Consider the following 20961-nt stretch of genomic DNA (forward strand, 5'->3'; position numbering starts at 1 on the left):
ACTGACTCCACTTTCCAACCACCCAGAGAGAGGATTCAGCAAATGCCGATCATCAACAGTCAAGTCAAACCGTTCAAGGCACAGGCTTACCACAATGGCGATTTCAAGACCGTCACCGAAGAAAGCCTGAAGGGCAAGTGGTCGGTTTTCGTGTTCTACCCGGCCGACTTCACGTTCGTGTGCCCGACCGAACTGGGTGACCTGGCCGATCGTTACGAAGAGTTCAAGAAGATCGGCGTCGAAATCTACAGCGTCTCGACCGATACGCACTTCACGCACAAGGCCTGGCACGACACGTCGGACACGATCAAGAAGATCAAGTACCCGATGCTGGCTGACCCGACGCTCGCTATCTCGCGCAACTTCGACGTGCTGATCGAAGAAGAAGGCCTCGCGCTGCGCGGCACGTTCGTGATCAACCCGGAAGGCGAAATCAAGCTGTGCGAAATCCACGACAACGGCATCGGCCGTGACGCTGGCGAACTGCTGCGCAAGGTTCAGGCTGCGCAATACATCGCGAAGCACCCGGGTGAAGTGTGCCCCGCCAAGTGGACGCCGGGCGCAGAAACGCTGACCCCGTCGCTCGACCTGATCGGCAAGATCTAAGGTCCATGCAGCGCACGCTGCATTCGTAGTCTGCATGTTCCGGGTCCTTCCCGGCGCATCACCGCGCGAACCGCCTGATACGGCGCTTCGCGCGCCCCTGGGCTGTACACGTCCTATCCGGCGTGTGCGGCGCCGGGACACCCACACCCCTCGTCACGGAATCGCCACGCCATGCTTGACGCCAATCTCAAGACTCAACTGAAGTCGTACCTCGAAAAAGTTAGCAGGCCTATTGAACTCGTTGCGTCGGTCGACGACAGCGCGAAGTCCCAGGAGCTGCTGGCCCTGTTGAACGATATCGCGACGTTGTCGGAGCGTGTCACGGTCATCGAGCGTCGCGACGACAGCGAGCGCAAGCCTTCGTTTTCAATTGGCGAAGCGGGCAAGGACACCGGCATCCGTTTCGCCGGCATTCCGATGGGGCATGAATTCACGTCGCTCGTCCTCGCACTGCTGCAGGTCGGCGGCCATCCGGTCAAACTCGACGATGCGGTGATCGAACAGATCCGCAGCCTCGACGGCGACTATCAATTCGAAACGTATTTTTCGCTGTCGTGCCAGAACTGCCCGGAAGTCGTGCAGGCGCTGAACGTGATGGCGTTGATCAATCCGCGCATCCGTCACGTCGCGATCGACGGCGCGCTGTTCCAGAACGAAGTCGAAGCGCGCCAGATCATGGCGGTACCGACGATGTTCCTGAATGGCGACGTGTTCGGCCAGGGCCGCAGCGGCGTGAAGGAAATCCTCGCCAAACTCGACACCAACGCTGACGAGCGCGCTGCGAAGGAACTGGAGAACAAGCCGGTGTTCGACACGCTGATCGTCGGCGGCGGCCCGGCTGGCGCGGCGGCGGCGATTTACTCGGCGCGCAAGGGTATTGCGACTGGCGTCGTGGCCGAGCGCTTTGGCGGCCAGGTGCTCGATACGCTCGCGATCGAAAACTTCGTCTCCGTGACGGAAACCGAAGGACCGAAGTTCGCGACCGCGCTCGAACAGCACGTGAAGGCCTATGACGTCGACATCATGGACGTGCAGCGCGCCGAAGCGCTGATTCCGGGGCGCATCAACGAAGTGCGTCTGGCGAATGGCGCCGTGCTGAAGGCAAAGACGATTATTCTCGCGACCGGCGCGCGTTGGCGCGAAATCAACGTGCCGGGCGAGCGCGAGTATCGCAATCATGGCGTCGCGTATTGCCCGCACTGCGATGGTCCGCTGTTCAAGGGCAAGCGCGTCGCGGTGATAGGCGGCGGCAACTCGGGCGTCGAGGCGGCGATCGACCTCGCCGGTCTCGTGCGCGAAGTGACGTTGCTCGAATTCGGCCCGACGCTGCGTGCCGACGAAGTGCTGCAACGCAAGCTGCGAAGCCTGCCGAACGTGACGGTCGTCACCCAGGCGCAGACCACGGAAATCACCGGCGATGGCAAGAAGGTCAATGGTCTGGTGTACAAGGACCTCGCTTCGGGCGATGTGAAGAACGTCGAGCTCGAAGGCGTGTTCGTGCAGATCGGTCTCGTGCCGAATACCGAGTGGCTGAAGGGCACGGTCGAGCTGTCGAAGCATGGCGAGATCGTCGTCGATGCACGCGGCGCGACGTCGGTGCCGGGCGTGTTCGCCGCCGGCGACGTGACCACGGTGCCGTTCAAGCAGATCGTGATCGCGGTGGGCGAGGGCGCGAAGGCATCGCTGTCCGCGTTCGATCATCTGATCCGCAACAGCGAGGAAGTCGCGGAACCAAGCGAAGCGGAGGCTGAAGCAGCGGTGTGATCCGGTTGAGGAAACATCCAAGCGGCGGCCTTCGGGCCGCCGTTTCAGTTTGCGCACGAAACAAGGCCCGCATGCACGCGGGCCTTGTTTCGTTAGGGCACGGCAATCGTCATCAACGTCGGTCGAACGAATACTTGCCGGGGCCGCTTACGCACAACAACAGCAACCCGCCGATGATTCCGATGTTCTTGTAGAAATGAATCATGTTGTCGTACTGCATCGCGCCCGTCATGTTCCAGTAGTGATGGCCGATGATTGCGGTGCCGAGCGTATACACCGCAAGCAGCAGCGCCAGTGGCCGCGTGAAAAATCCCACCAGCAGTGCGACACCCACGACCAGCTCCATCACCACTGCGATAACGGCTGACAATTCAGGCATGGGCGCGCCGGTCGACGTCATATAAGCGACGGTGCCAGAAAAGCCTGTCAGTTTCGACCAGCCGAACAGCACGAAGAGCACCATGAGCAGGATGCGAGCGACGAGCAGGACGACGTCTTTCTGGTTTTCAAACAGTGTGTAGCGCATGATTGTTCACGATAGGGTAGAGAGGCCAGGCTCGCTGGAAATATTCGTCCAGCGAGCCGTGTTCGGCTGGGGCAAGCGCGGCGCAAGCGGAGCGCTTATGCCCACAGCGCCGACGTTTCGATATTGCGCAGATCGAACACGAGCACTTCCGCGTCGCGACCTTGCGAGAACGTCAGCGCTTCTTCGCCACGCACGCGTGCGCCGTCACCCTCGCCAAACTCGACGCCGTTCACGGTGACGCTGCCGCGCGCCACATGAACATACGCATAGCGGTCGCTCGCGAGTTCGAGCCGCGCGGTTTCGTCACCGTTGAATAGACCGGCATACACGCGCGCATCCTGTTGCAACTGCAGCGAACCGTTCGCACCGTCCGGCGACAGCACGAGCCGCAGCACGCCGCGCTTGTCGGCCGCGCCGAAGTGCTGTTGCTGATAGCGCGGCTTCGTGCCTTGCTGGGCCGGTGCGATCCAGATTTGCAGGAAGTGCACCGGCTCGCTCTTCGAATGGTTGAATTCGCTGTGCGCGACACCGGTGCCCGCGCTCATCAACTGGATGTCGCCGGGCACGATCACCGAGCCCGTGCCCATCGTGTCCTTGTGTTCCAGCGCGCCTTCGAGCACGTACGAAAAGATCTCCATGTCTCGATGCGGATGCTTGCCGAAGCCTTGCGCCGGCGCGACACGGTCGTCGTTGATCACGAGCAGGTCGGAGAAGCCGTTCTGCTTCGGATCGTGATAATGCGCGAACGAAAACGTGTGACGCGAACTGAGCCAGCCGTGTTCCGCGCGGCCACGTTGATTGGCTTGTCTGATTTCGAGCATGCTGTTTCTCCTTGAGTTTTGTTGTGCGATCCGGGCCAGATGTTTGGCTGCGATCCATGAACGACAGTGTAAGTCAATCCGGATGGCTATAATCACGACATAACCGGAAACACTGTCGCCGTGGAGTGGACAATACGATGCAACTCGATGACATGCGGATCTTCGTCGCGACCGTCGACGCCCGCAATTTCACCGCCGCGGCGAACCGGCTGTCGCTGTCGAAACAGTTCGTGAGCCGCCGCGTGATGGCGCTTGAGGAAGCGCTCGGCGTGCAACTATTGATTCGCAACACGCGCAAGCTGGCGGTGACCGATCTCGGCCAGGAGTTCTACGAGCGAGCGAAGCGCATCCTCGGCGAGGTCGAGGACGCCGAGCAGGCCATGTCGCTACGCCGCGCCGGGCCGCGCGGGCTGCTGCGCGTGAGCGCGCCGATGTCGTTTGGCATGATGCATCTGTCGCCGCTCGTCGCGGCGTTTCTGCGCGAGCATCGCGACGTGCGCTTCGACATGGAGTTGAGCGACCGCGCTGTCGATGTGATCGGCGAGGGCTTCGACATGGCGATCCGCATCGGCACGCTGGCGGATTCGTCGCTGATCGCGCAGAAGCTGATCGATGTGAGGATGCTCGCGTGTAGCAGCCCGGGCTATTTGCGGCGACGTGGCACGCCAGCCGTGCCGGCCGACCTCGCGAGTCACGAGTGTCTGCTATACGGCCACGGCGGCGCGGTCAGCTGGGAGTTCAGCGTCGACGGCGCGGTGAAGAGTGTCGAGGTGCACGGGCCGTTGCGAGCCAATAACGGCGATCTGATTCGCGATGCGGCCGTCGCGGGACTCGGAATCGTTAGACTTCCTGATTTCATCGTCGCCGATGCGCTGGCAAGCGGTCAACTCGTGCCCGTGCTCGAAGCGTTTCTGCCGACGGCGACGGGCGTCTATGCGGTGTATCCGCAGCATCGGCAAAGCTCGGTCACGATCCGGGCATTCGTCGAGTTCCTGCGCAAGCATCTGAAGAAAAAGCTGCCGGGTTCACGCTCAACCTGAAGCGGAACCGCCGACGCGCGTCGGCTAAACCCCGTCAACCGTCACGGAAAATAAAGCTATACGCGCTCAGCGCGGGCACGCCGCCCAGATGTGCATACAGCACCCGCGAGCCGGCCGGGAATTCGCCGTTGCGGACCTTGTCGATCATGCCGTGCATCGATTTGCCTTCGTACACCGGATCGGTCAGCATGCCTTCGAGCCGCGCGCACAAACGGATCGCCTCTAGCGTGCCGTCGTTGGGCAGACCGTATTCCGGGCCGCCGTAACGCTCGTCGAGCACGATGTCTTTGGCAGTGATGTCGCGGCCTAGCTCGACGCTCTCGGCTGTCCGCTTTGCGATGCGCGTGATCTGCTCGCGCGTCTGCGCCGGTTTCGCCGATGCGTCGATGCCGATCACACGATCGGCGCGGCCGTCGGCGGCAAAACCGACTACCATGCCCGCCTGGGTGCTGCCCGTCACCGAGCACACGACGATGTAGTCGAACCTGAAGCCCAATTCGGCTTCCTGCTGGCGCACCTCTTCAGCAAAGCCGACGAAGCCGAGCCCGCCCAGCGGATGATCCGAGCAGCCGGCCGGAATCGCGTACGGCTTGCCGCCGGCCGCGCGCACGCTGTCGAGTGCGTCTTCCCAGCTCTTGCGAAAACCGATGTCGAAGCCGTCCGGCACGAGCCGCACGTCGGCGCCCATGATGCGCGACATCTGGATGTTGCCGACGCGGTCGTACACGGCATCCGAGTAGTTGACCCAGTTTTCCTGCACGAGCACGCATTTGAGGCCGAGATGGGCGGCCACCGCCGCGACCTGGCGCGTCTGATTCGACTGGATGCCGCCGATCGATACCAGCGTGTCGCAGCCCTGCGCGAGCGCGTCGGGGATCAGATATTCGAGCTTGCGCGTCTTGTTGCCGCCGAATGCGAGGCCGCTATTACAGTCCTCGCGCTTGGCATAGAGCCCGACCTTGCCGCCGAGATGCTCGCTCAGACGTTTGAGCGGCTGGATCGGCGTCGGTCCGAAGGTGAGCGGATAGCGGGGGAATCGTTGCAGGTTCATCGCGGCTCCGTGGTGAGTGATTTCCGTGAGTTCATGTTAGGAAAAACCGCTAGAAATAAGCTTGCGAAAAAAATGGCCTGGACGTATTTTTAGAAATCAAGGAACGTCTCATTACTAACAAGACTTCGTGCATACACCGATGAACGCAATAAAAGTTCGTGCCGGATCGAAATCTTCTGAAAGGACCACCGCTATCTCCCCGACGCAGGCCGATCCCCACCACGCGCTCGATCGCATCGACCGGGCAATCCTGCGGCAGTTGCAAACCGATGCGTCGATTTCGAACGTCGCGCTTGCGGCGAAAGTGAAGCTAAGCGCGCCGGCATGTTTGCGGCGCGTCGAACGGCTGAAGGAGTCGGGGCTGATTCGTGGCGTGGTCGCGCTGCTCGATCCGAAGGCAGCCGGCGCGGGCATGCTCGTGATCATCGGCGTGGTGCTCGATCGCTCGACGCCCGAGTCGTTCGCCGAGTTCGAAAAGGCCGCGCAGAAAGTGGCCGGTTGCATGGAGTGCCATGTGGTGACAGGCGAGTTCGACTATTTCATGGTGATCCGCACGCGCGACAGCGACAGCTTCAATCGCCTGCACGCCGAGCAGTTGCTCTATCTGCCGGGCGTGCGGCAAATCCGCTCGTTCATGGTGCTGAAAGAAATCCTCTCGACCACGAAATTTCCGCTGTGAGCCGCGCGGCCGGCGTCGAAAACGCGCATGCTGTCATAAATGCCGCGCTCGCGCGACCAAGCATCGGCGCACCCGCGCGCGGCGCAAGCAGCATCGCGCCGCGGCAGGTGAGCGTCGGCACTTTTCCGGAGCGACCATCATGACTCGCAACACTCGGCAGTTCTTTACATCGTTCCACGACACCTCGAAACGCTCACGGGCCGCTGCGTTGTCGTTGCTGCTCGGCGCGGGCGCGCTCGGGTTGGTGCTCGCGCAACCCGTCGCGTTATCGGCGGAGAACGCCGTCGTGATCGCGCCGCCCGCGCTCGACGAACCGATTCCGGCCAGCACCGCGCACGAGGAAACAGCGGTGTTCGCGGGCGGTTGCTTCTGGGGCGTGCAAGGCGTGTTCCAGCATGTGCGCGGCGTCACGCGGGCGGTGTCCGGTTACTCGGGCGGCTCACGCGAGAGCGCCGAGTACGAGACCGTCAGCGGCGGCCAGACGGGGCACGCCGAATCGGTGCAAGTCACGTTCGATCCCGGCAAGGTCACGTACGGCCAGTTGCTGCACGTGTATTTCTCGGTGGTTCAGGACCCGACCGAGCTGAATCGCCAGGGTCCCGACAGCGGCACGCAATACCGCTCCGCGATCTTTCCGCTGAACGACGCGCAGCGGCGCGTCGCGCAAAGCTATATTGCGCAGCTGGACAAGGCGCACGTGTTCCCCGCGCCGATCGTCACGAAGACGGAGCCGTACAAGGGCTTCTATCCGGCCGAGTCGTATCACCAGAACTATCTGACGTTGCATCCCGATTCGGCCTATATCGTGTTCAATGACATGCCGAAAATCGCCAATCTGAAGCGCCTGTTCCCCAACCTGTATCGCGACAAGCCGGTGCTCGTGGAAGCCGGGCAATAAGCTCTCCGAACAGCGGCGCAAGTAGCGCCGCTTCCCCACCTGACCCGATCTCCGTTACTCCTTTCGTCGCGACCGTCATCAATCCTCCACAGACTTGGCGCATATCTTGCGAACCGCTGAGCCGTTGGTCATCGTCCACGTTGCCGCGTTGACGCGGCGCGCGGACGGCGCGCAATGGCCATACAACCGGCAGGCTCCGCGGGCTCGCAGCGCCTCGTGTGCATCGCACAGCACGCGTCAATGACTGGAAAAAATTACACGCCGTAAGTAGCAGTGCGGCGGTCGTCCTGGCTTTTGGGTCCGCACTGGACCCCGGGCGAGAACCCAACCTCTTCGCGACGAGCGGGATCGGAGGCGTCTGGTGTTGAGCAGCCGTAGAAAGAAGCGGGGCGCCATGCCTCGCCACAAACAACCCGGCATCGCGGCGAGTCCTCTCGTCGCCGCGACCTTGGGCGTGATGGCCTGCGTGCCGGCTGTGGCCGTCGCGCAAACGCCTTCGCCGCTCGGCGAATGGCAATACTCGGCGGGTATTCCACTGCAGAAGATGTGGGAGCCGAATATTCCTGACTGGCAACTGCGCTTCGGCATGGCCACCTCGTTCCAGCCGCGCTTCGAGGGTTCTGACCGCTATCACGTGGTGGCTGGCCCCAGCATCGACGTGCGCTACAAGGATCTGTTCTTTCTGTCGAGCGGCGAAGGCTTCGGCGTGAATTTCGCTCAGGGCGAGAAATGGCGCATGAGTCTCGCCGCGGTCTACGACCTTGGACGACGCGCGCAGGACGATCCCCAGGAACTCAACGGGCTCGGCAACATCAACCCGGCGCCGGGTCTGAAACTCTCGGGCGAGTACGTCGTGTCGAGGAATTTTCCGCTCGTGTTGCGCGCCGATATCCGCCGCTATTTCGGCGGATCGAACGGCTGGATCGGCGATCTCGGCGCTTATATGCCGATGCCGGGCAGCACGGAGCAGTTCTTCTGGTTCGCGGGCCCGAACGTGGTGCTTGCGGACTCCGATTACATGAACAGCTGGTTCGGGGTCAATCAGGAGCAGGCCGCGCACTCGCAGTATCCGAAGTACCACGCGAGCGCGGGCTTCAAGTCGGTGGGCTTCGGCGTCAGCTTGATCTGGCTGTTCAGCAAGCACTGGTTCGCGACCGCCGACGGCGCGTTCGAGCAGCTCGTCGGCAGCGCGGGCAACAGTCCGATCACGCGCAGCCGGGCGACCGGTGTCGCCGACGTGTCGATCAACTATTGGTTCTGAACGCGGCGACGCCGCCACCACACTGCGACGCCGTGGGGCTAGCCCTCGCTGTGCTACGCTTGGCGCAACCGAATTCACGCAGCGAAAACACGAATCCCATCATGCGTTCCTGGCGTCTCGTATCACCGCAGCGCAGCGGCCAGATCAGCACCGCGCTCGCTACCGATCTCGTCATGGCGATCTCCCATCCGGACGCCGATGCGCTCGCCGCGAGCATCCTGCGCACGGTTGATGAGTCGCTGTCGCTGCCGGTCTCGCAGTGCACGATCTTCGCGTATGAGTTCGATGCGCGGCCGCGTACCGTGTCGGCGGCCGATCATCGCGGTGGGCATTTTCTGCGCGATGTCGCCAAGCGCTACGCCACGCATTTCTATGCGCTCGACGGCAATCGCGCGATCATCGGCCCGGCGAACCACCGGCGGCACGCGCCGTCGCGCGATGCGCTGGTGCTGCATCAGCAACACGGCGACGAAATCGAAAACGAAGCGTATCGCGCGGCCTGCTACGCGCAGCCGAACGTGTCGGACCGGCTTTCGTTGCTCGTTCGGCCGGTGGACGGCGTGTGGCTGTCGATCAACCTGTATCGCGACCGCGCGTACGGCGTGTTTGCGCCGGGCGAACTGGAGCGGATCGAAAGCGTCGCGCCGCTGTTCGCGCATGCGGCGAAGAGCCACTACGCGCTGAACGGACAACATCAGCAGGGCACCGGCGCGGCGATGCTCGCACGCGTGCGGCGCGTGTGTCCGGCGCTGACGCCGCGCGAGCTCGACGTGCTGCGCGGCACGCTCGAAGGCGCCAGCGCCGCCGAGATCGCCGGGCAGATGGGCGTGAAGCCCGCGAGCGTCGTCACGTATCAGAAGCGCGCGTATGCGCGGCTTGGAATTTCGAATCAGCGGCAACTGTTCGCGCTGTGCGTGCAGCCTTAGCTGCGTGTCTGCCGATCCCAGCGTTTCATCCACGGCATCACGAAATCCGCAAAACCATCGGCCGATGGCGACAGCGCACGCTCGGTCGAGCGATACACGCAGCGTTCGCGAATCGTTTCCGGATCGACGATGCGCTTCACTACGAGCCCGAACGTGCGCGCAAGCGGGTCGACTTAGCCCGGCAAACCCGCTTAGACTTGAGGTTTGCCCTGTCGTCCTGCGCCGCGCGGACGACCGCTACAACAGGCCTTCAGAGGCCGCCTTCAAGGACCCGTCATGTTCGACCATATTCCCGCCTATCCGGGCGACCCGATTCTGAGCCTGAACGAGGACTTTCAGCTGGACCCCCGGCCGAACAAGGTCAACCTCAGCATCGGTATCTATTTCGACGACGCCGGCAAGCTGCCGATGATCGACGCGGTGCGCCGCGCCGAAACCGCTCTGCTCGACGCGATCGGCCCGCGCTCGTATCTGCCGATGGCCGGTCTGCCGCTGTATCGCGACACCGCGCAGGCGCTCGTGTTCGGCGCGAATAGCGCGGCGCGCGCCGAAGGCCGGATCGCAACGCTGCAAACGCTCGGCGGCTCGGGCGCCCTGAAGGTCGGCGCCGATTTCCTCAAGCGCTATTTCCCGGGCTCGCAGATGTGGATCAGCGATCCGAGCTGGGAAAACCATCGCGTCATCTTCGAAGGCGCAGGCCTGACGGTCAACACGTATCCGTACTACGACCCGCAAACGGGCGGCCTGCGTTTCGCCGAGATGCTCGCCGCGATCGACGCGCTCCCGGAAAAGAGCGTCGTGCTGCTGCACGCGTGCTGCCATAACCCGACCGGCGTCGATCTGAGCCCGGCGCAATGGGCCGAACTGACGCCCGTTTTGCAGCGCCGCAAGCTGATCGCGTTCGTCGACATGGCCTACCAGGGTTTCGGCGCGGGCCTCGAAGAAGACGCAGCGCCGGTACGCCTGCTCGCCGACGCGAACGTGCCGCTGATCGTCGCGAATTCGTTCTCGAAGAATTTCTCGCTGTACGGCGAGCGCGTCGGCGCGTTGAGCGTCGTCTGCAAGAGCGCCGACGAAGCCGCGCGCGTGGCCGGCCAGCTGATGTCGGCGGTGCGCGCGAACTACAGCAATCCGCCGACGCACGGCGCGCGCCTCGTTGCCAACGTGCTCGCCGACGCGACGCTGCGCGCGTCGTGGGAAGCCGAACTCGGCGCGATGCGCGAGCGTATTCTGGCGATGCGCAACGTGATCCACGCGGGGCTCGACGGACGCGTCGATGAAGTAATGCGTGCGCGCTACGTCGCGCAGCGCGGCATGTTCACCTACACGGGCCTGTCCGAGAGCCAGGTCGAGCGTCTGCGCAACGAATACGCGGTGTACGTGCTGCGCTCGGGGCGCATGTGCGTCGCGGGGCTGAACGCGCGCAACGCGGACTATGTTGCGTCGTCGATCGCGGCGGTGGTGTCGGGCGCCTGAAATCGCCCGGCGGTCTGGCCGCCGTTGCAGCACGGGTGAATTCGGATGGGCGGCGCGCACTGGCGCGCCGTCACAACGACGATCATGGAGACACTGACGATGGCCACGACCCTCGAAGCGCAACCGGCAAGCTCGCCCAGATCCGCCACGATGCATCCGGACGAATGGCAGGCGCGCGTGCAACTCGCGGCGTGCTACCGGATTTTCGATCTGCTCGGTTGGACCGAGATGATCTACAACCACATCACGCTGCGTGTGCCCGCAAGCGTCAGCGGCGCAGAGCGGCACTTCCTGATCAACCCGTTCGGGCTGCACTACAGCGAAGTGACCGCGAGCAATCTGGTGAAGATCGATGCGCAGGGGCGCGTGCTCGACGGCTCACCGTATCCGGTGAACCCGGCCGGCTTCGTCGTGCATGCGGCGATTCACGAGGGCTTGCGCGACGCGCACTGTGTGATGCACACGCATACAACGGCGGGCGTCGCGGTGGCCTGTCTCGAAGAGGGCTTGCAGCAAACCAACTTCTATAGCGCGCAGTTGCACGATCGGATCGCGTATCACGACTTCGAGGGCATCACGGTTCATGCGGAAGAGGGGCCGCGGCTGCTCGCGCATATCGGCGACAAACAGGCGGTGATCCTGCGCAATCACGGTCTGCTGTCGTGGGGTCGCACGTTGCCGCAGGCCTTCGCGATTCTGTGGACGCTCAATCGCGCGTGCGAAATCCAGATGGCGACATTCTCGATGGGCCGCGCGCGGCCGGTGCCGGAGGAGGTCGCCATTCGCTGCTCGCGCGACGCGTTGCAGTTCGACCCGCGCCACGGCGCCGGGCAGGACGTGTTCGATGCGCTGGTGCGGCGGGTCGATCGGATCGATGTGAGCTACCGGCAATGACCGAAGTCACGCGGCACTAAACAGAGCAACAGGTAAGGATTCAGGCGATGAACGTAGCGATCTATGGCGCCGGCGCGATCGGCGGCCGGATGGGAGTGAAGCTCGCGCAGGCCGGGCATCAGGTGAGCGTAGTTGCGCGCGGCGCGACGCTCGACGCCGTACGCCAGCATGGTCTGCGACTGATCGAAGGCGGCGTGATCTACGCCGAGCAGGTGAAGGCGAGCGACAAGCCGGCCGACCTCGGCGTGCAGGAACTCGTCGTGATCGCGGTCAAGGGCCCGGCGATGGCGGCGGTGGCCGCGCATATCAAGCCGCTGCTCGGCCCGGAAAGCGTCGTGCTGACGGCGATGAACGGCGTGCCGTGGTGGTTCTGCGACGGCCTCGACGGCGAGCTCGCCGGCCAGCGCCTGAAGACGATCGATCCCGATGGAGCGATCGCCGCCGCGATCCCGGCCGCGCAGACGGTCGGCTGCGTCGTGCATGCCAGTTGCCTGATCGATGCGCCTGGCGTGATCCGGCATCACCAAGGCAACGGGCTGATCGTCGGCGAGGCGTCGGGCAAGCCGAGCGAGCGCGTCGAGCTGCTCGCCGCGCTGCTGCAGGCGGCGGGCTTTAACGCGACGGTCTCGGCGCAGATCCAGCGCGACGTCTGGTTCAAGCTGTGGGGCAACATGACGATGAACCCGGTCAGTGCGATCACCGGCGCGACGACCGACCGGATCCTCGGCGACGAACTCGTGCGCGGCTTCGTCACGCACGTCATGCTGGAGGCGAAGGAAATCGGCGCGCGCTTCGGCATCCCGATCGACCAGGCACCCGAGGACCGTCATGCGGTCACGCTGAAGCTTGGTGCGATGAAGACTTCGATGCTGCAGGACGTGCAGGCTGGTAAGGCGGTCGAACTCGACGCGTTGGTGGGTGCGGTGCGCGAACTCGGGCAGCTCACGCGCGTGCCGACGCCTTATACGGATGCGTTGCTCGGGCTCGCGCGGCTGCATGCGAGTATGTTGGGGTTGTATCCGAAGCAGTGAGGTCGTGGGGCAGGGAAGCGGAATTCGTTGGGCTGGCCGGACTCATGCCGCGAATTCGTCATTGTCGATCCATTCGCGACTCGCGGTGGCCTGTCGACGCTCCCGTGCATTATCTAGAACTCATTGTGCCGCTCCGGATGACAAGCACGCGCCGACCGTTGAACTGGCACCCACGGCCGTGTTCGGCGCCGCCGATTGCCCGCACGCCTGGTTGACGGGGACGGTATCCGAAATCGGTGTCATCGTGGGCGGAACATAGTAGATATAGGCGCTGGCGACGCAAGCCGGCTGTCCAAAGGTTGTACCGGAACAGGTGTCGAGAATGCTGTTGCCATGTGCGTCGGTGGCCGTGAATTCCCGGTCGGGAACCAGGTTGTCATATGGCAGCAGCTTGTAGTTCCGGTGCAGGTCCCACACGATGGTGTACCAAGCCTGATAGGCCTGGCTATGGTAGCCGCCGCCGCGCCCCGATCCGCCGCAGCGGGTCCACGCGTAGATCTCGCCGCGGATATACCCGTTCTTGTCGAATCCTGTGACATAGCTGGCCACATGTACACCGCCGCACGAGACGCCGAGCAGCGTCGGGTATGCCGACGGCAACGGCAGGGCGACCTGAGCCTGCACAACGGCACTCGCCAGCAGCCCCAGCAAACCCATCATCTTCATGACGTGTCTCCCGGTTGGTTGAAGTAGCGCAGCAGGCGGGTCGGACTGACGGATAAAGTGGCCTCGGGACTTGTGGCCGAGAGGCTGATGATGCTTTGCGGTTAGCTAATGGCCAATTCGAGGGCCGGTTGCAGCATGTTTGCCACCTGTTCGGTCTTTGTTATAGGCAAATTCAGGCGGTGCAACCAGACAGATTGGAGGGGGCGTCGGCCAGAATGTCGGTCGAAGTCTGAGCTGCCGCTTATCAACAGACGTTCGCCATGCGACTGGGTAGGAGCGCTTTTGGCCGAACATTGAAGTACCGCGACGGCTCGTTGGCCGTGAGGGAGCCTTGGTAGCGACTTCGGTTTCCGATGCACATCCGACGATCAGCACACTCTGATCCGGTTGCAGCGTAAATCGATCCTTCGCCTGAACATTCAATTGGTTGGCGCACCCGCCGTACCACCGGCACATGACATTCTCGTTGCCCAAAAATGCATGATTGTGCACGTTTACATTCTTGATTGTGCACAGTAAGCTGCGCCCATGAATGACAATATTCCCCTCGCACGACGCGACGAGATTGCACGTCGGCTCGCCCTCGGCCAGCCGGTTGTGGCGGCTACGCTTGCCATCGAATTCAATATTTCGGAAGATGCGATTCGTCGCGATCTCCGCGCACTCGCCGCTGAGGGACTGTGCCGCAGGGTCTACGGAGGCGCGTTGCCCATCACGCCCACGTCTGCTCCTATGGCGGCCCGCATGGATGAGGCGCGTGAGAGGAAGGCGGCATTGGCTCGCGCGGCGACGCCGCTGATTCAACCAAACGAGCTCCTGTTTCTGGACAGCGGCAGCACCAATCTTGCTCTCGTTGAAGTACTGCCCGAAGACGGTGAACTCATCGTGGCCACCAATTCCATCGACATTGCCGCCGCCGTGCTTCGCCGCTCTGATCTGCAACTCATCATGATTGGCGGAGCGGTCGATCCGGTAGTCGGCGGATGCGTCGATGCCAGTGCTGTGCTGAGCATCTCGCAGATGAATATCGATCGATGCTTCATTGGTTCGTGCGCCATATCGTCAAAAGGCGGTATCAGCGCCTTCAGCCTGGCCGACGCCATCTTCAAACGCGCGGCCCTTGCTGCCAGCGCGCGCAGCGTGGTTCTGGTGACTACTGACAAGTTCACCACCCGGGCAGCTCATCGGATTATCGGCATCGGAGCGATCGAATGCGTTGTCGTCGAACACGATCTGCCGCGCGCAGAGCGCGTATCCCTGTCCAAGGCTGGTCCGAAGGTGCTGGTGGCCGCGTCCGCCGACCTGTAGGCGGGCGGCAAGGCGAAACTTCATGGTCCCCTTCGGCGTCGGATTCGTTGACTACTTGTCGAAGAGGCTCGATTGCCGGCCAACGAGAATAGTTTCCGCATTTTCCCATCGATCTTTTCTATCACCAGGGAGTTCGTTACGTCATGTCTGATCAAGACGGTAATAGATCCGCACTGCGCCAGGTTGCAGCTTCGAGGCTTTTTCTCGGCTCGACAATTGCAATGTTTCTGTCGGGTCTCGGCGCGTCAGCAGCCGCGCCACAGATCGTTCTGTTCCTGGTGAAGGAACTCGGCGCCTCGCTGCCATTGGCGGGGCTCTATTACCTGACCAGTCTTGCAGCTCCCGTCGCAGGCTATTTCGTGGGTCGCTACTCCGACCGCACGGGAAATCGCCTCGGTCTTTTTCGCATTTGTGCTGTGGCCGGCTTTGTTGGCTGGGCCGGGCTCGCGCTCTCTACTTCGGTGTGGATGCCTTTCTTCCTCGGCGTCGCGTTGCTGGCAGTTTCCGGTGCGTCCGCCTCGCAGATCTTTGCGGCCGTCCATGATGAACTCAGCCACAAGCCCGGCGGCGCAAATGAAAGTGTCGTTGCCATCATCCGCATGGCGCTTACTGGCGGGTGGATCGTCGGGCCTGTCACAGGAGCGTGGGTGGCGGCTACCTACGGCTTGCGCCCCATGCTCTGGATGGCGGCCATCTGCACGCTTTTGCAGATCGCACCTCTCGGAACGCTGCACCCCATCGCCGAACGGAAGCCGGATTCGACGGGTGAACCCGCTCGACATGCCAGCCTGCGTGCCATGCTTCCACTGCTGACGTTTACAGGACTCTTCGTCCTGGTCTACGCAGGGGAGCCCGTGAAGTACGGATTCCTGCTGATCTACATGGAAGAGCACCTCAAGCTGAGTCCGGCCGTACGAGGAGCCGTCATCGGGATACAGCCATTCATCGAGCTGCTAATCATGCCCTTTAGCATCGGGCTCGGCCGCAGGATTGGCAACGTGTGGCTGATGTGTATCGCGGCCGCCCTGGGAGTGTTTGCGAATCTGTGCTTTGCGTTCTGGCCGTCCGCGGCGGGCATGTTCGCCGGGCAGATCTTCATGGGCGGGGTTTGGGGCATATTTATGGTGCTGGGCATCATCGTCGCCCAGCGTCTGCTTCCGAGCGCAGTAGCGACTGCATCGGCCATCTTCATGAGTTCGACGGCGCTCGCGTCGGCGCTAGGAGGCATCGCGGGCGGTCTTGGTGTAGCGTTGCTGGATCTTCCCAAAGTCTTCCTGCTGCCAGCCTTTTTCGCTGGCGTCGCCGTTATCGGACTGGTTTTGATGGCTCGCACCGAAAGCTTCAAGACCGATTTGTCCCGACCAGTTTCTTCGGCCGCTTCGACCTCCCCATCAAGGCGGACCACGACCGAGACCTCAACTTGACCCATACCGGGCGGCGGCATGATTCGAGGAGATCGGGCGAGTAACCGCAGCACCATCACTCTCCGTTCTCCGATGCCTCATCTCTCACGGGCAGAAGAGTTACCAGCCGGACCCTATCAGAAGAGTGTTTAGAGCGGGGTGTGGAAACGGAGTTAGGGCGAGGTTGCTCGGGCACCGCCAGACGAAAAGGGCGGACAACAGACAAACCGAACCTACTGCCACCGCGCGACATCTCGACTCTACCGACTTTCGCCCGATGCGATCGGCGGTAGTCGACCGGGAGTCACCGGTCGAATTTCCCAAAAGCAGCCCTTCGACTACGTTACATGAGCAACACCAGTTGTTGTGTTCAACGGATGTGTCTCCACACCTTGCGCTAACCACTCGATTAGCACTTTCTGCACGTTGGCGCTTGTGAAGATCCCGAAGTGGTCCGTGTCGGGAAGGATTTTGAACAGGCTTGCAGGGGATTCTCGAGCGAACAGTTTCTGAAGGCGCTGAGCATCAACGGCCTCGTCACGCTCGCCGATGAGGACTATCGCTTTGCCCGCCAATTTTCGCAGGTCCACAACATACCGGTTACGCGGGTGGTAAGACGTGCTGAGGCGGTAGGAATATGAAAGTGTCTCGGTACCGTCCCAGAATCGCACGGGCTTGTTGAAGTCGATGACCGGAAGCGCATTGAATCCGCGAATGCCGAGTGCATTCAGGATGACGAGCCCAATGAGTCGTCGCGTGTGAAGCTGCGCCCAGCCACTGGCTGAACCCTCTCTGAGGGTCGAGGAAGTGGGAATGACGGGACTCGACAACATGAACCGCGATACCAGGTTCGCGTGAGCACCTCCGGCGAAGCGAATCACAAATCCGCCACCGCTTGAATGTCCTCCGAGGATGACCTGTCCGTGGTGCCCCTGTATTCGCAGTTCGGCGATCAGATCGGCAATGTCGTCTTCCAGTTGACCGATGTATTCGACGTCCCCTCGATGGCGGCCAGACTGATAGTGACCACGGAGATTCGGCAGAATGACCTTCGCCGCACCGGATGCGCTCACAGCGGAGGCCAGCGCATGGTAGGAGCGTCCGTGATAGGACGATCCGTGTATGAAGATCAAAATCTGGTCCGCCGAAGAATCGTAGAAGCGATAGGCTAGCTGCTCGCCGTCTGCGGCAGGGTAGCGGAGAAGAGGTGGCAATTCAGCATCGGGTGTCGGTTGCAGCGAGGCAAATCCGAAAACGTCTTTCTCCGCTGGCGCTGGACGTGGCGAGGTCGCCACCATCGCGATAGCGACGCAGACAATCAGGACGACTACCGCAAGAAAAATCCCTGTTCCGAGCAAGATATTCAAGGCTGCCTCCGACATCGAATGGCGCAACGGAGCGTGGATGTCAGTCTGCCACTGGTCCTTCGGGTTTGCGGCGTTGACGTGAGCGAGCGTAGTGTGGATCGTGCAATTTGCGACATGGTCGCCTATGGTTGACGCGTGCGCCTAGCTAATCTTGCTCGATCTTCATTCGAGCGGTACCGCCGGTACAGTCTCGACTCGCCTTCGAAGGTATGTTGCGTTAGCAAACGTCTCGTCTATCGTGCGCTGCAACTGAGAGTCATGAGGCCCTTGACCGTCGCCGTTCGAGGGACACGGCCAAGGTCCGTTCCAAATCCAACGGGTAGCGTCAGGCTGAGAGGATTTCGTAATTTGGCCGACCGACGCCTTCGCACCCAGCGCTCCCGGGGCCGCAGGCGATTCATCATGCGAAAGGATGGGATATGAAGATCGAAGGTGCTGTCGTTTTCGTGACGGGCGCGAACCGCGGGCTTGGCCTCGAGTTCGCGAAACAGGCGCTCGAAAGAGGGGCGCGCAAGGTTTATGCGGGAGCGCGCGATCCGGCCAGCGTGACGCTGCCGGGCGTCGTGCCCGTGAAGCTCGACGTGACCGATCCGGCGGCCGTGGCCGCTGCCGCAGACGCTGCGCGCGACGTCACGCTTCTGATCAACAATGCGGGCATCGCGCGGCTCGGCAGCCTGATGGACGACGGCGCGCTCGACGCGTTGCGCGATCATTTCGAAACCAACGTGTTCGGGATGCTGGCGATGTCGCGTGCGTTCGCGGGCAACCTCGCCGCCAACGGCGGCGGCGCGATCCTGAACGTGCTGTCGGTTGCAAGCTGGGTGAACCGGCCGATCCTCGCCGGCTACGGCGTGTCGAAGTCGGCTGCGTGGGCGGTGACGAACGGCCTGCGTCATTCGCTGCGCGAGCAGCACACGCAGGTTATCGGGCTGCATGCGGGCTTTATCGATACGGATCTGACGCGTGGAATGGAAGTGCCGAAGGCGATGCCGGACGACGTCGTGCGTCAGGCATACGACGCGATCGAGGCCGGGGCGGATGAAGTGTCCACCGACGAGCTCACGCGGCAGGTGAAGGCCGGGTTGTCGACGGGCGTCTATCTGAACGAGCCGACGGCGCACTGACGGCGCCGGAGCGCTCACCCGTCGCGCGTCCAAGGAATTCCGTTTCCTTGCATATGGGCTAGGCCGCTGCGGCGGCCGGCAATCTGGCCGCTTCGATCAACGACAACGCTCGCCGCGGGTCGTCGAGCTCGGTCAGGCACAAAAGCGCGAGGCGCGCCAGATACAGCGACGCCTGCGCTTCGCCTTGCTGGGTCAGTGTGTTGCACAGCGTCGTATAGACGAGGTCGAGATCGCTATCGGTCATGATGTGAGTTGCCCTTGTTCTTGTCCTTGCCGCGTTAGTTCTGCCTGGTCAGCGTGGCATCGAGCGCGCGCCGCACAGCCGCCGCGCTGCCGTTGCGCCAGCGCGCGAGCACGTGGCCGTCGGGGCGGATCAGATAGACGGTGCCGGGTTGCGCATCGAGCATGTCGTGCAGGCGTCCGGTTGGGTCGATTGCATGGAGGCCGTTTCCCGGTTGCGCTTCGGCCTTGACGATATTGATCACGTTGAACGCAATGCCGTTGCTGGTCAGCGTCTTGTGCAGTTCTTGCCATGCGTCGGCGTCGTTCGCGTGGCCGGCGTCGAAGCGCAACGCCGTGAAGCACGGTCCGAGCAGATCGGTCAGATGCGTGCCGGTGCGCGCGCCATCGTCCGATTGTTTGAGCAGCCGGCATTCGGGTAGCACGGTGCCAGGCGCGGGGCCGCGATCGAACGCATCGGCGCCGTCGCTTGCGAAGTTCAGCGGCGATTGCCGATACGCAATCGCATGCGTCTGCCTTGGATTGATCAGCGGCCGCACCGCCGAATGCCGTTCGGCGAGCCCGAGCACGGCGGTGCGCATTAGATCGAAGGCAAAGGTCGGTGGTGCCATGAATTCGGTGCTTTTCATGCCGTAGCTGAGATTCTCGCGCGCCGCGTACACGCGTTCGTCGCTATAGCTGTCGAGCAGCGCGGGCGACGCGTTCCCCTTGATCACACAAGCGAGCTTCCAGCCGAGATTGTCGGCGTCGTCGATGCCGGAGTTCGCGCCGCGCACGCCGAAGATCGGCACCAGATGCGCGGCGTCGCCCGCGAACAGCACGCTGCCGTGCCGATAACGTTCGAGCGTCAACGCAGTGGCCTTGTAGATCGTGATCCAGATCGGCGACCACGCGCCGGTTTCGCCCATCGAGTCGAGCACGCTTTGCACGCGCGGCATCACGTTCTCGGGCAGCACGGCGGCGTCGGGATCTTCGTCGTCGCGCAGTTGGTAGTCGATGCGCCACACGTTGTCGGGCTGCTTGTGCACGAGTACGGTCGAGCCCGGATTCGACGGCGGATCGAAATACGCGAGACGTTCGGTCGCGCGCGTGCTGTCGAGCTCGATATCGACGATCACATAGCGGCCTTCGTAGGTGGTGCCGGTGAGCTTGAGCCCGAGCAGGTCGCGGATCGTGCTGCGTCCGCCGTCGCAGGCGACGACCCACGCGGCGTCCATCTTCCAGTTCGTGCGTTGCGGATCGTCAGGATCGGCGCTGTGCAACGTCAGGGTCGCGCCGCCTTGCGGCCGTTGCTCCATGTCCGTCACACTCGTTTGCCAGCGCACCTCGACGAGCCCGGCGTGCCGTTCGATTTCGTCGAGCAGCAATTGTTCGATCTGATACTGCGCGATGTTGATCATCGGCGGCAGCGATTGCTCGTCGTCCTGATGCATCGCGAAGCGGAACACCTCAGTGTCGCGATAGAAGCTGCGCCCGCCGGTCCACGCCAGCCCCTTTTGCAGAAAGCCGTCGACGACGCCGAGCCGCTTGAAGATTTCGAGGCTGCGTCGCGAGATGCAGATTGCGCGGCTGCCGGTGCAGACGCTGTCGTCGGCCTCGATCAGCACCGAGCGCACGCCGTGGCGCGCGAGCGCCAGCGCGAGTGTCATGCCGACCGGCCCGCCACCGACGATCGCAACGGCGCGCGCCTCGCGATCCCGTCCGTCGACGAGCGGCGGCACCACGGCCGGATAGTGGCGCGGCGCGAACGGATAGGGCTTGAACGGGCGGGTCATGCATGTCTCCAGTTTTCTTGCGTTGTCCGCGCAGTATGCGGTTACGGGCGCGCGCGGCTGTCCTCATTTTGGGTACAAGGCTGCGCGCGGGCACAAAAAAACCGC

At 62.8% G+C, this 20961-nt stretch carries 20 protein-coding genes and 1 pseudogene; 13 read left to right on the top strand and 8 right to left on the bottom strand.

Annotated features, from left to right (window positions below; translation table 11 throughout):
• The first annotated feature begins 42 nt into the window (after positions 1–42).
• On the top strand, positions 43–606 hold the full coding sequence (gene ahpC, locus L0U81_RS20995; protein WP_233805433.1) for an alkyl hydroperoxide reductase subunit C: 564 nt from the start codon (positions 43–45) through the stop codon (positions 604–606).
• Positions 607–777: 171 nt separating this feature from the next.
• Positions 778–2370 carry an alkyl hydroperoxide reductase subunit F gene (gene ahpF / locus L0U81_RS21000; protein ID WP_233805434.1) on the top strand — a complete coding sequence of 531 codons (1593 nt, stop codon included), beginning with the start codon at positions 778–780 and terminating at the stop codon, positions 2368–2370.
• A gap of 112 nt (positions 2371–2482) precedes the next feature.
• Here ahpF and L0U81_RS21005 read toward each other — a convergent pair whose 3' ends face one another.
• Together L0U81_RS21005 and L0U81_RS21010 are read right to left on the bottom strand one after the other, a co-directional pair.
• Positions 2483–2896: a DoxX family protein gene (locus L0U81_RS21005; RefSeq protein ID WP_233805435.1), complete on the bottom strand. Its 414-nt coding sequence runs from the start codon at positions 2894–2896 to the stop codon at positions 2483–2485.
• Between the two features lie 95 nt (positions 2897–2991).
• Positions 2992–3717 (bottom strand): pirin family protein, encoded by a 726-nt coding sequence (locus L0U81_RS21010; protein WP_233805436.1) that lies wholly within the window; start codon positions 3715–3717, stop codon positions 2992–2994.
• Between the two features lie 137 nt (positions 3718–3854).
• Here L0U81_RS21010 and L0U81_RS21015 point away from each other — a divergent pair, with 137 nt between their 5' ends.
• The gene (locus L0U81_RS21015; RefSeq protein ID WP_233805437.1) at positions 3855–4757 is read left to right on the top strand and encodes a LysR family transcriptional regulator; all 903 of its coding nucleotides are present in this window, start codon (positions 3855–3857) and stop codon (positions 4755–4757) included.
• Positions 4758–4791: 34 nt separating this feature from the next.
• Here the strand turns inward: L0U81_RS21015 and L0U81_RS21020 are convergent, their stop codons facing one another.
• Positions 4792–5808 (bottom strand): 1-aminocyclopropane-1-carboxylate deaminase, encoded by a 1017-nt coding sequence (locus L0U81_RS21020; RefSeq protein WP_233805438.1) that lies wholly within the window; start codon positions 5806–5808, stop codon positions 4792–4794.
• A 139-nt stretch (positions 5809–5947) separates the two neighbouring features.
• On the opposite strand from L0U81_RS21020, the gene L0U81_RS21025 reads away from it, so the two are divergent.
• The 4 genes from L0U81_RS21025 to L0U81_RS21040 all read left to right on the top strand — a co-directional run bounded on the left by L0U81_RS21025 (position 5948) and on the right by L0U81_RS21040 (position 9572).
• Entirely contained in the window at positions 5948–6487 is a 540-nt protein-coding gene (locus L0U81_RS21025; protein WP_233805439.1) for an Lrp/AsnC family transcriptional regulator, read from the top strand.
• Between the two features lie 139 nt (positions 6488–6626).
• Positions 6627–7385, top strand: coding sequence for a peptide-methionine (S)-S-oxide reductase MsrA (gene msrA / locus L0U81_RS21030; RefSeq protein ID WP_233805440.1), 759 nt, complete (start codon positions 6627–6629; stop codon positions 7383–7385).
• Between the two features lie 361 nt (positions 7386–7746).
• The gene (locus L0U81_RS21035; protein ID WP_233805441.1) at positions 7747–8646 is read left to right on the top strand and encodes a MipA/OmpV family protein; all 900 of its coding nucleotides are present in this window, start codon (positions 7747–7749) and stop codon (positions 8644–8646) included.
• Between the two features lie 101 nt (positions 8647–8747).
• A complete protein-coding gene (locus L0U81_RS21040) occupies positions 8748–9572 on the top strand; it encodes a helix-turn-helix transcriptional regulator (RefSeq protein WP_233805442.1) in 825 nt (274 codons plus the stop codon).
• Here L0U81_RS21040 and L0U81_RS21045 read toward each other — a convergent pair.
• Positions 9569–9745: pseudogene (locus L0U81_RS21045) on the bottom strand (LysR family transcriptional regulator); the annotation flags it as partial. The gene L0U81_RS21040 and the pseudogene L0U81_RS21045 overlap by 4 nt on opposite strands.
• A 103-nt stretch (positions 9746–9848) precedes the next feature.
• Between L0U81_RS21045 and L0U81_RS21050 the strand changes: the two are divergent.
• The 3 genes from L0U81_RS21050 to L0U81_RS21060 all read left to right on the top strand — a co-directional run bounded on the left by L0U81_RS21050 (position 9849) and on the right by L0U81_RS21060 (position 12973).
• Positions 9849–11048 (top strand): amino acid aminotransferase, encoded by a 1200-nt coding sequence (locus L0U81_RS21050; RefSeq protein WP_233805443.1) that lies wholly within the window; start codon positions 9849–9851, stop codon positions 11046–11048.
• A 99-nt stretch (positions 11049–11147) separates the two neighbouring features.
• Positions 11148–11942 (top strand): class II aldolase/adducin family protein, encoded by a 795-nt coding sequence (locus L0U81_RS21055; RefSeq protein WP_233805444.1) that lies wholly within the window; start codon positions 11148–11150, stop codon positions 11940–11942.
• Positions 11943–11989: 47 nt separating this feature from the next.
• Positions 11990–12973: a 2-dehydropantoate 2-reductase gene (locus L0U81_RS21060; protein ID WP_233805445.1), complete on the top strand. Its 984-nt coding sequence runs from the start codon at positions 11990–11992 to the stop codon at positions 12971–12973.
• Positions 12974–13093: 120 nt separating this feature from the next.
• On the opposite strand, the gene L0U81_RS21065 is transcribed toward L0U81_RS21060, so the two are convergent.
• Positions 13094–13639, bottom strand: coding sequence for a hypothetical protein (locus L0U81_RS21065; protein ID WP_233805446.1), 546 nt, complete (start codon positions 13637–13639; stop codon positions 13094–13096).
• Positions 13640–14167: 528 nt separating this feature from the next.
• Here L0U81_RS21065 and L0U81_RS21070 point away from each other — a divergent pair.
• Both L0U81_RS21070 and L0U81_RS21075 read left to right on the top strand, forming a co-directional pair.
• Positions 14168–14947: a DeoR/GlpR family DNA-binding transcription regulator gene (locus tag L0U81_RS21070; RefSeq protein ID WP_233805447.1), complete on the top strand. Its 780-nt coding sequence runs from the start codon at positions 14168–14170 to the stop codon at positions 14945–14947.
• A gap of 143 nt (positions 14948–15090) precedes the next feature.
• Positions 15091–16371 carry an MFS transporter gene (locus tag L0U81_RS21075; RefSeq protein WP_233805448.1) on the top strand — a complete coding sequence of 427 codons (1281 nt, stop codon included), beginning with the start codon at positions 15091–15093 and terminating at the stop codon, positions 16369–16371.
• Between the two features lie 317 nt (positions 16372–16688).
• Here the strand turns inward: L0U81_RS21075 and L0U81_RS21080 are convergent, their stop codons facing one another.
• The gene (locus L0U81_RS21080; RefSeq protein ID WP_233805449.1) at positions 16689–17717 is read right to left on the bottom strand and encodes an alpha/beta hydrolase; all 1029 of its coding nucleotides are present in this window, start codon (positions 17715–17717) and stop codon (positions 16689–16691) included.
• Between the two features lie 419 nt (positions 17718–18136).
• Here L0U81_RS21080 and L0U81_RS21085 point away from each other — a divergent pair, with 419 nt between their 5' ends.
• Positions 18137–18841: an SDR family oxidoreductase gene (locus L0U81_RS21085; RefSeq protein ID WP_233805450.1), complete on the top strand. Its 705-nt coding sequence runs from the start codon at positions 18137–18139 to the stop codon at positions 18839–18841.
• A gap of 58 nt (positions 18842–18899) precedes the next feature.
• Here the strand turns inward: L0U81_RS21085 and L0U81_RS21090 are convergent, their stop codons facing one another.
• On the bottom strand, positions 18900–19085 hold the full coding sequence (locus L0U81_RS21090; RefSeq protein ID WP_233805451.1) for a hypothetical protein: 186 nt from the start codon (positions 19083–19085) through the stop codon (positions 18900–18902).
• A 34-nt stretch (positions 19086–19119) separates the two neighbouring features.
• A complete protein-coding gene (locus L0U81_RS21095; protein ID WP_233805452.1) occupies positions 19120–20856 on the bottom strand; it encodes an FAD-dependent oxidoreductase in 1737 nt (578 codons plus the stop codon).
• Positions 20857–20961 lie beyond the last annotated feature (105 nt).

Source organism: Paraburkholderia sp. HP33-1 (genome assembly GCF_021390595.1).
Taxonomy (GTDB): Bacteria; Pseudomonadota; Gammaproteobacteria; order Burkholderiales; family Burkholderiaceae; genus Paraburkholderia.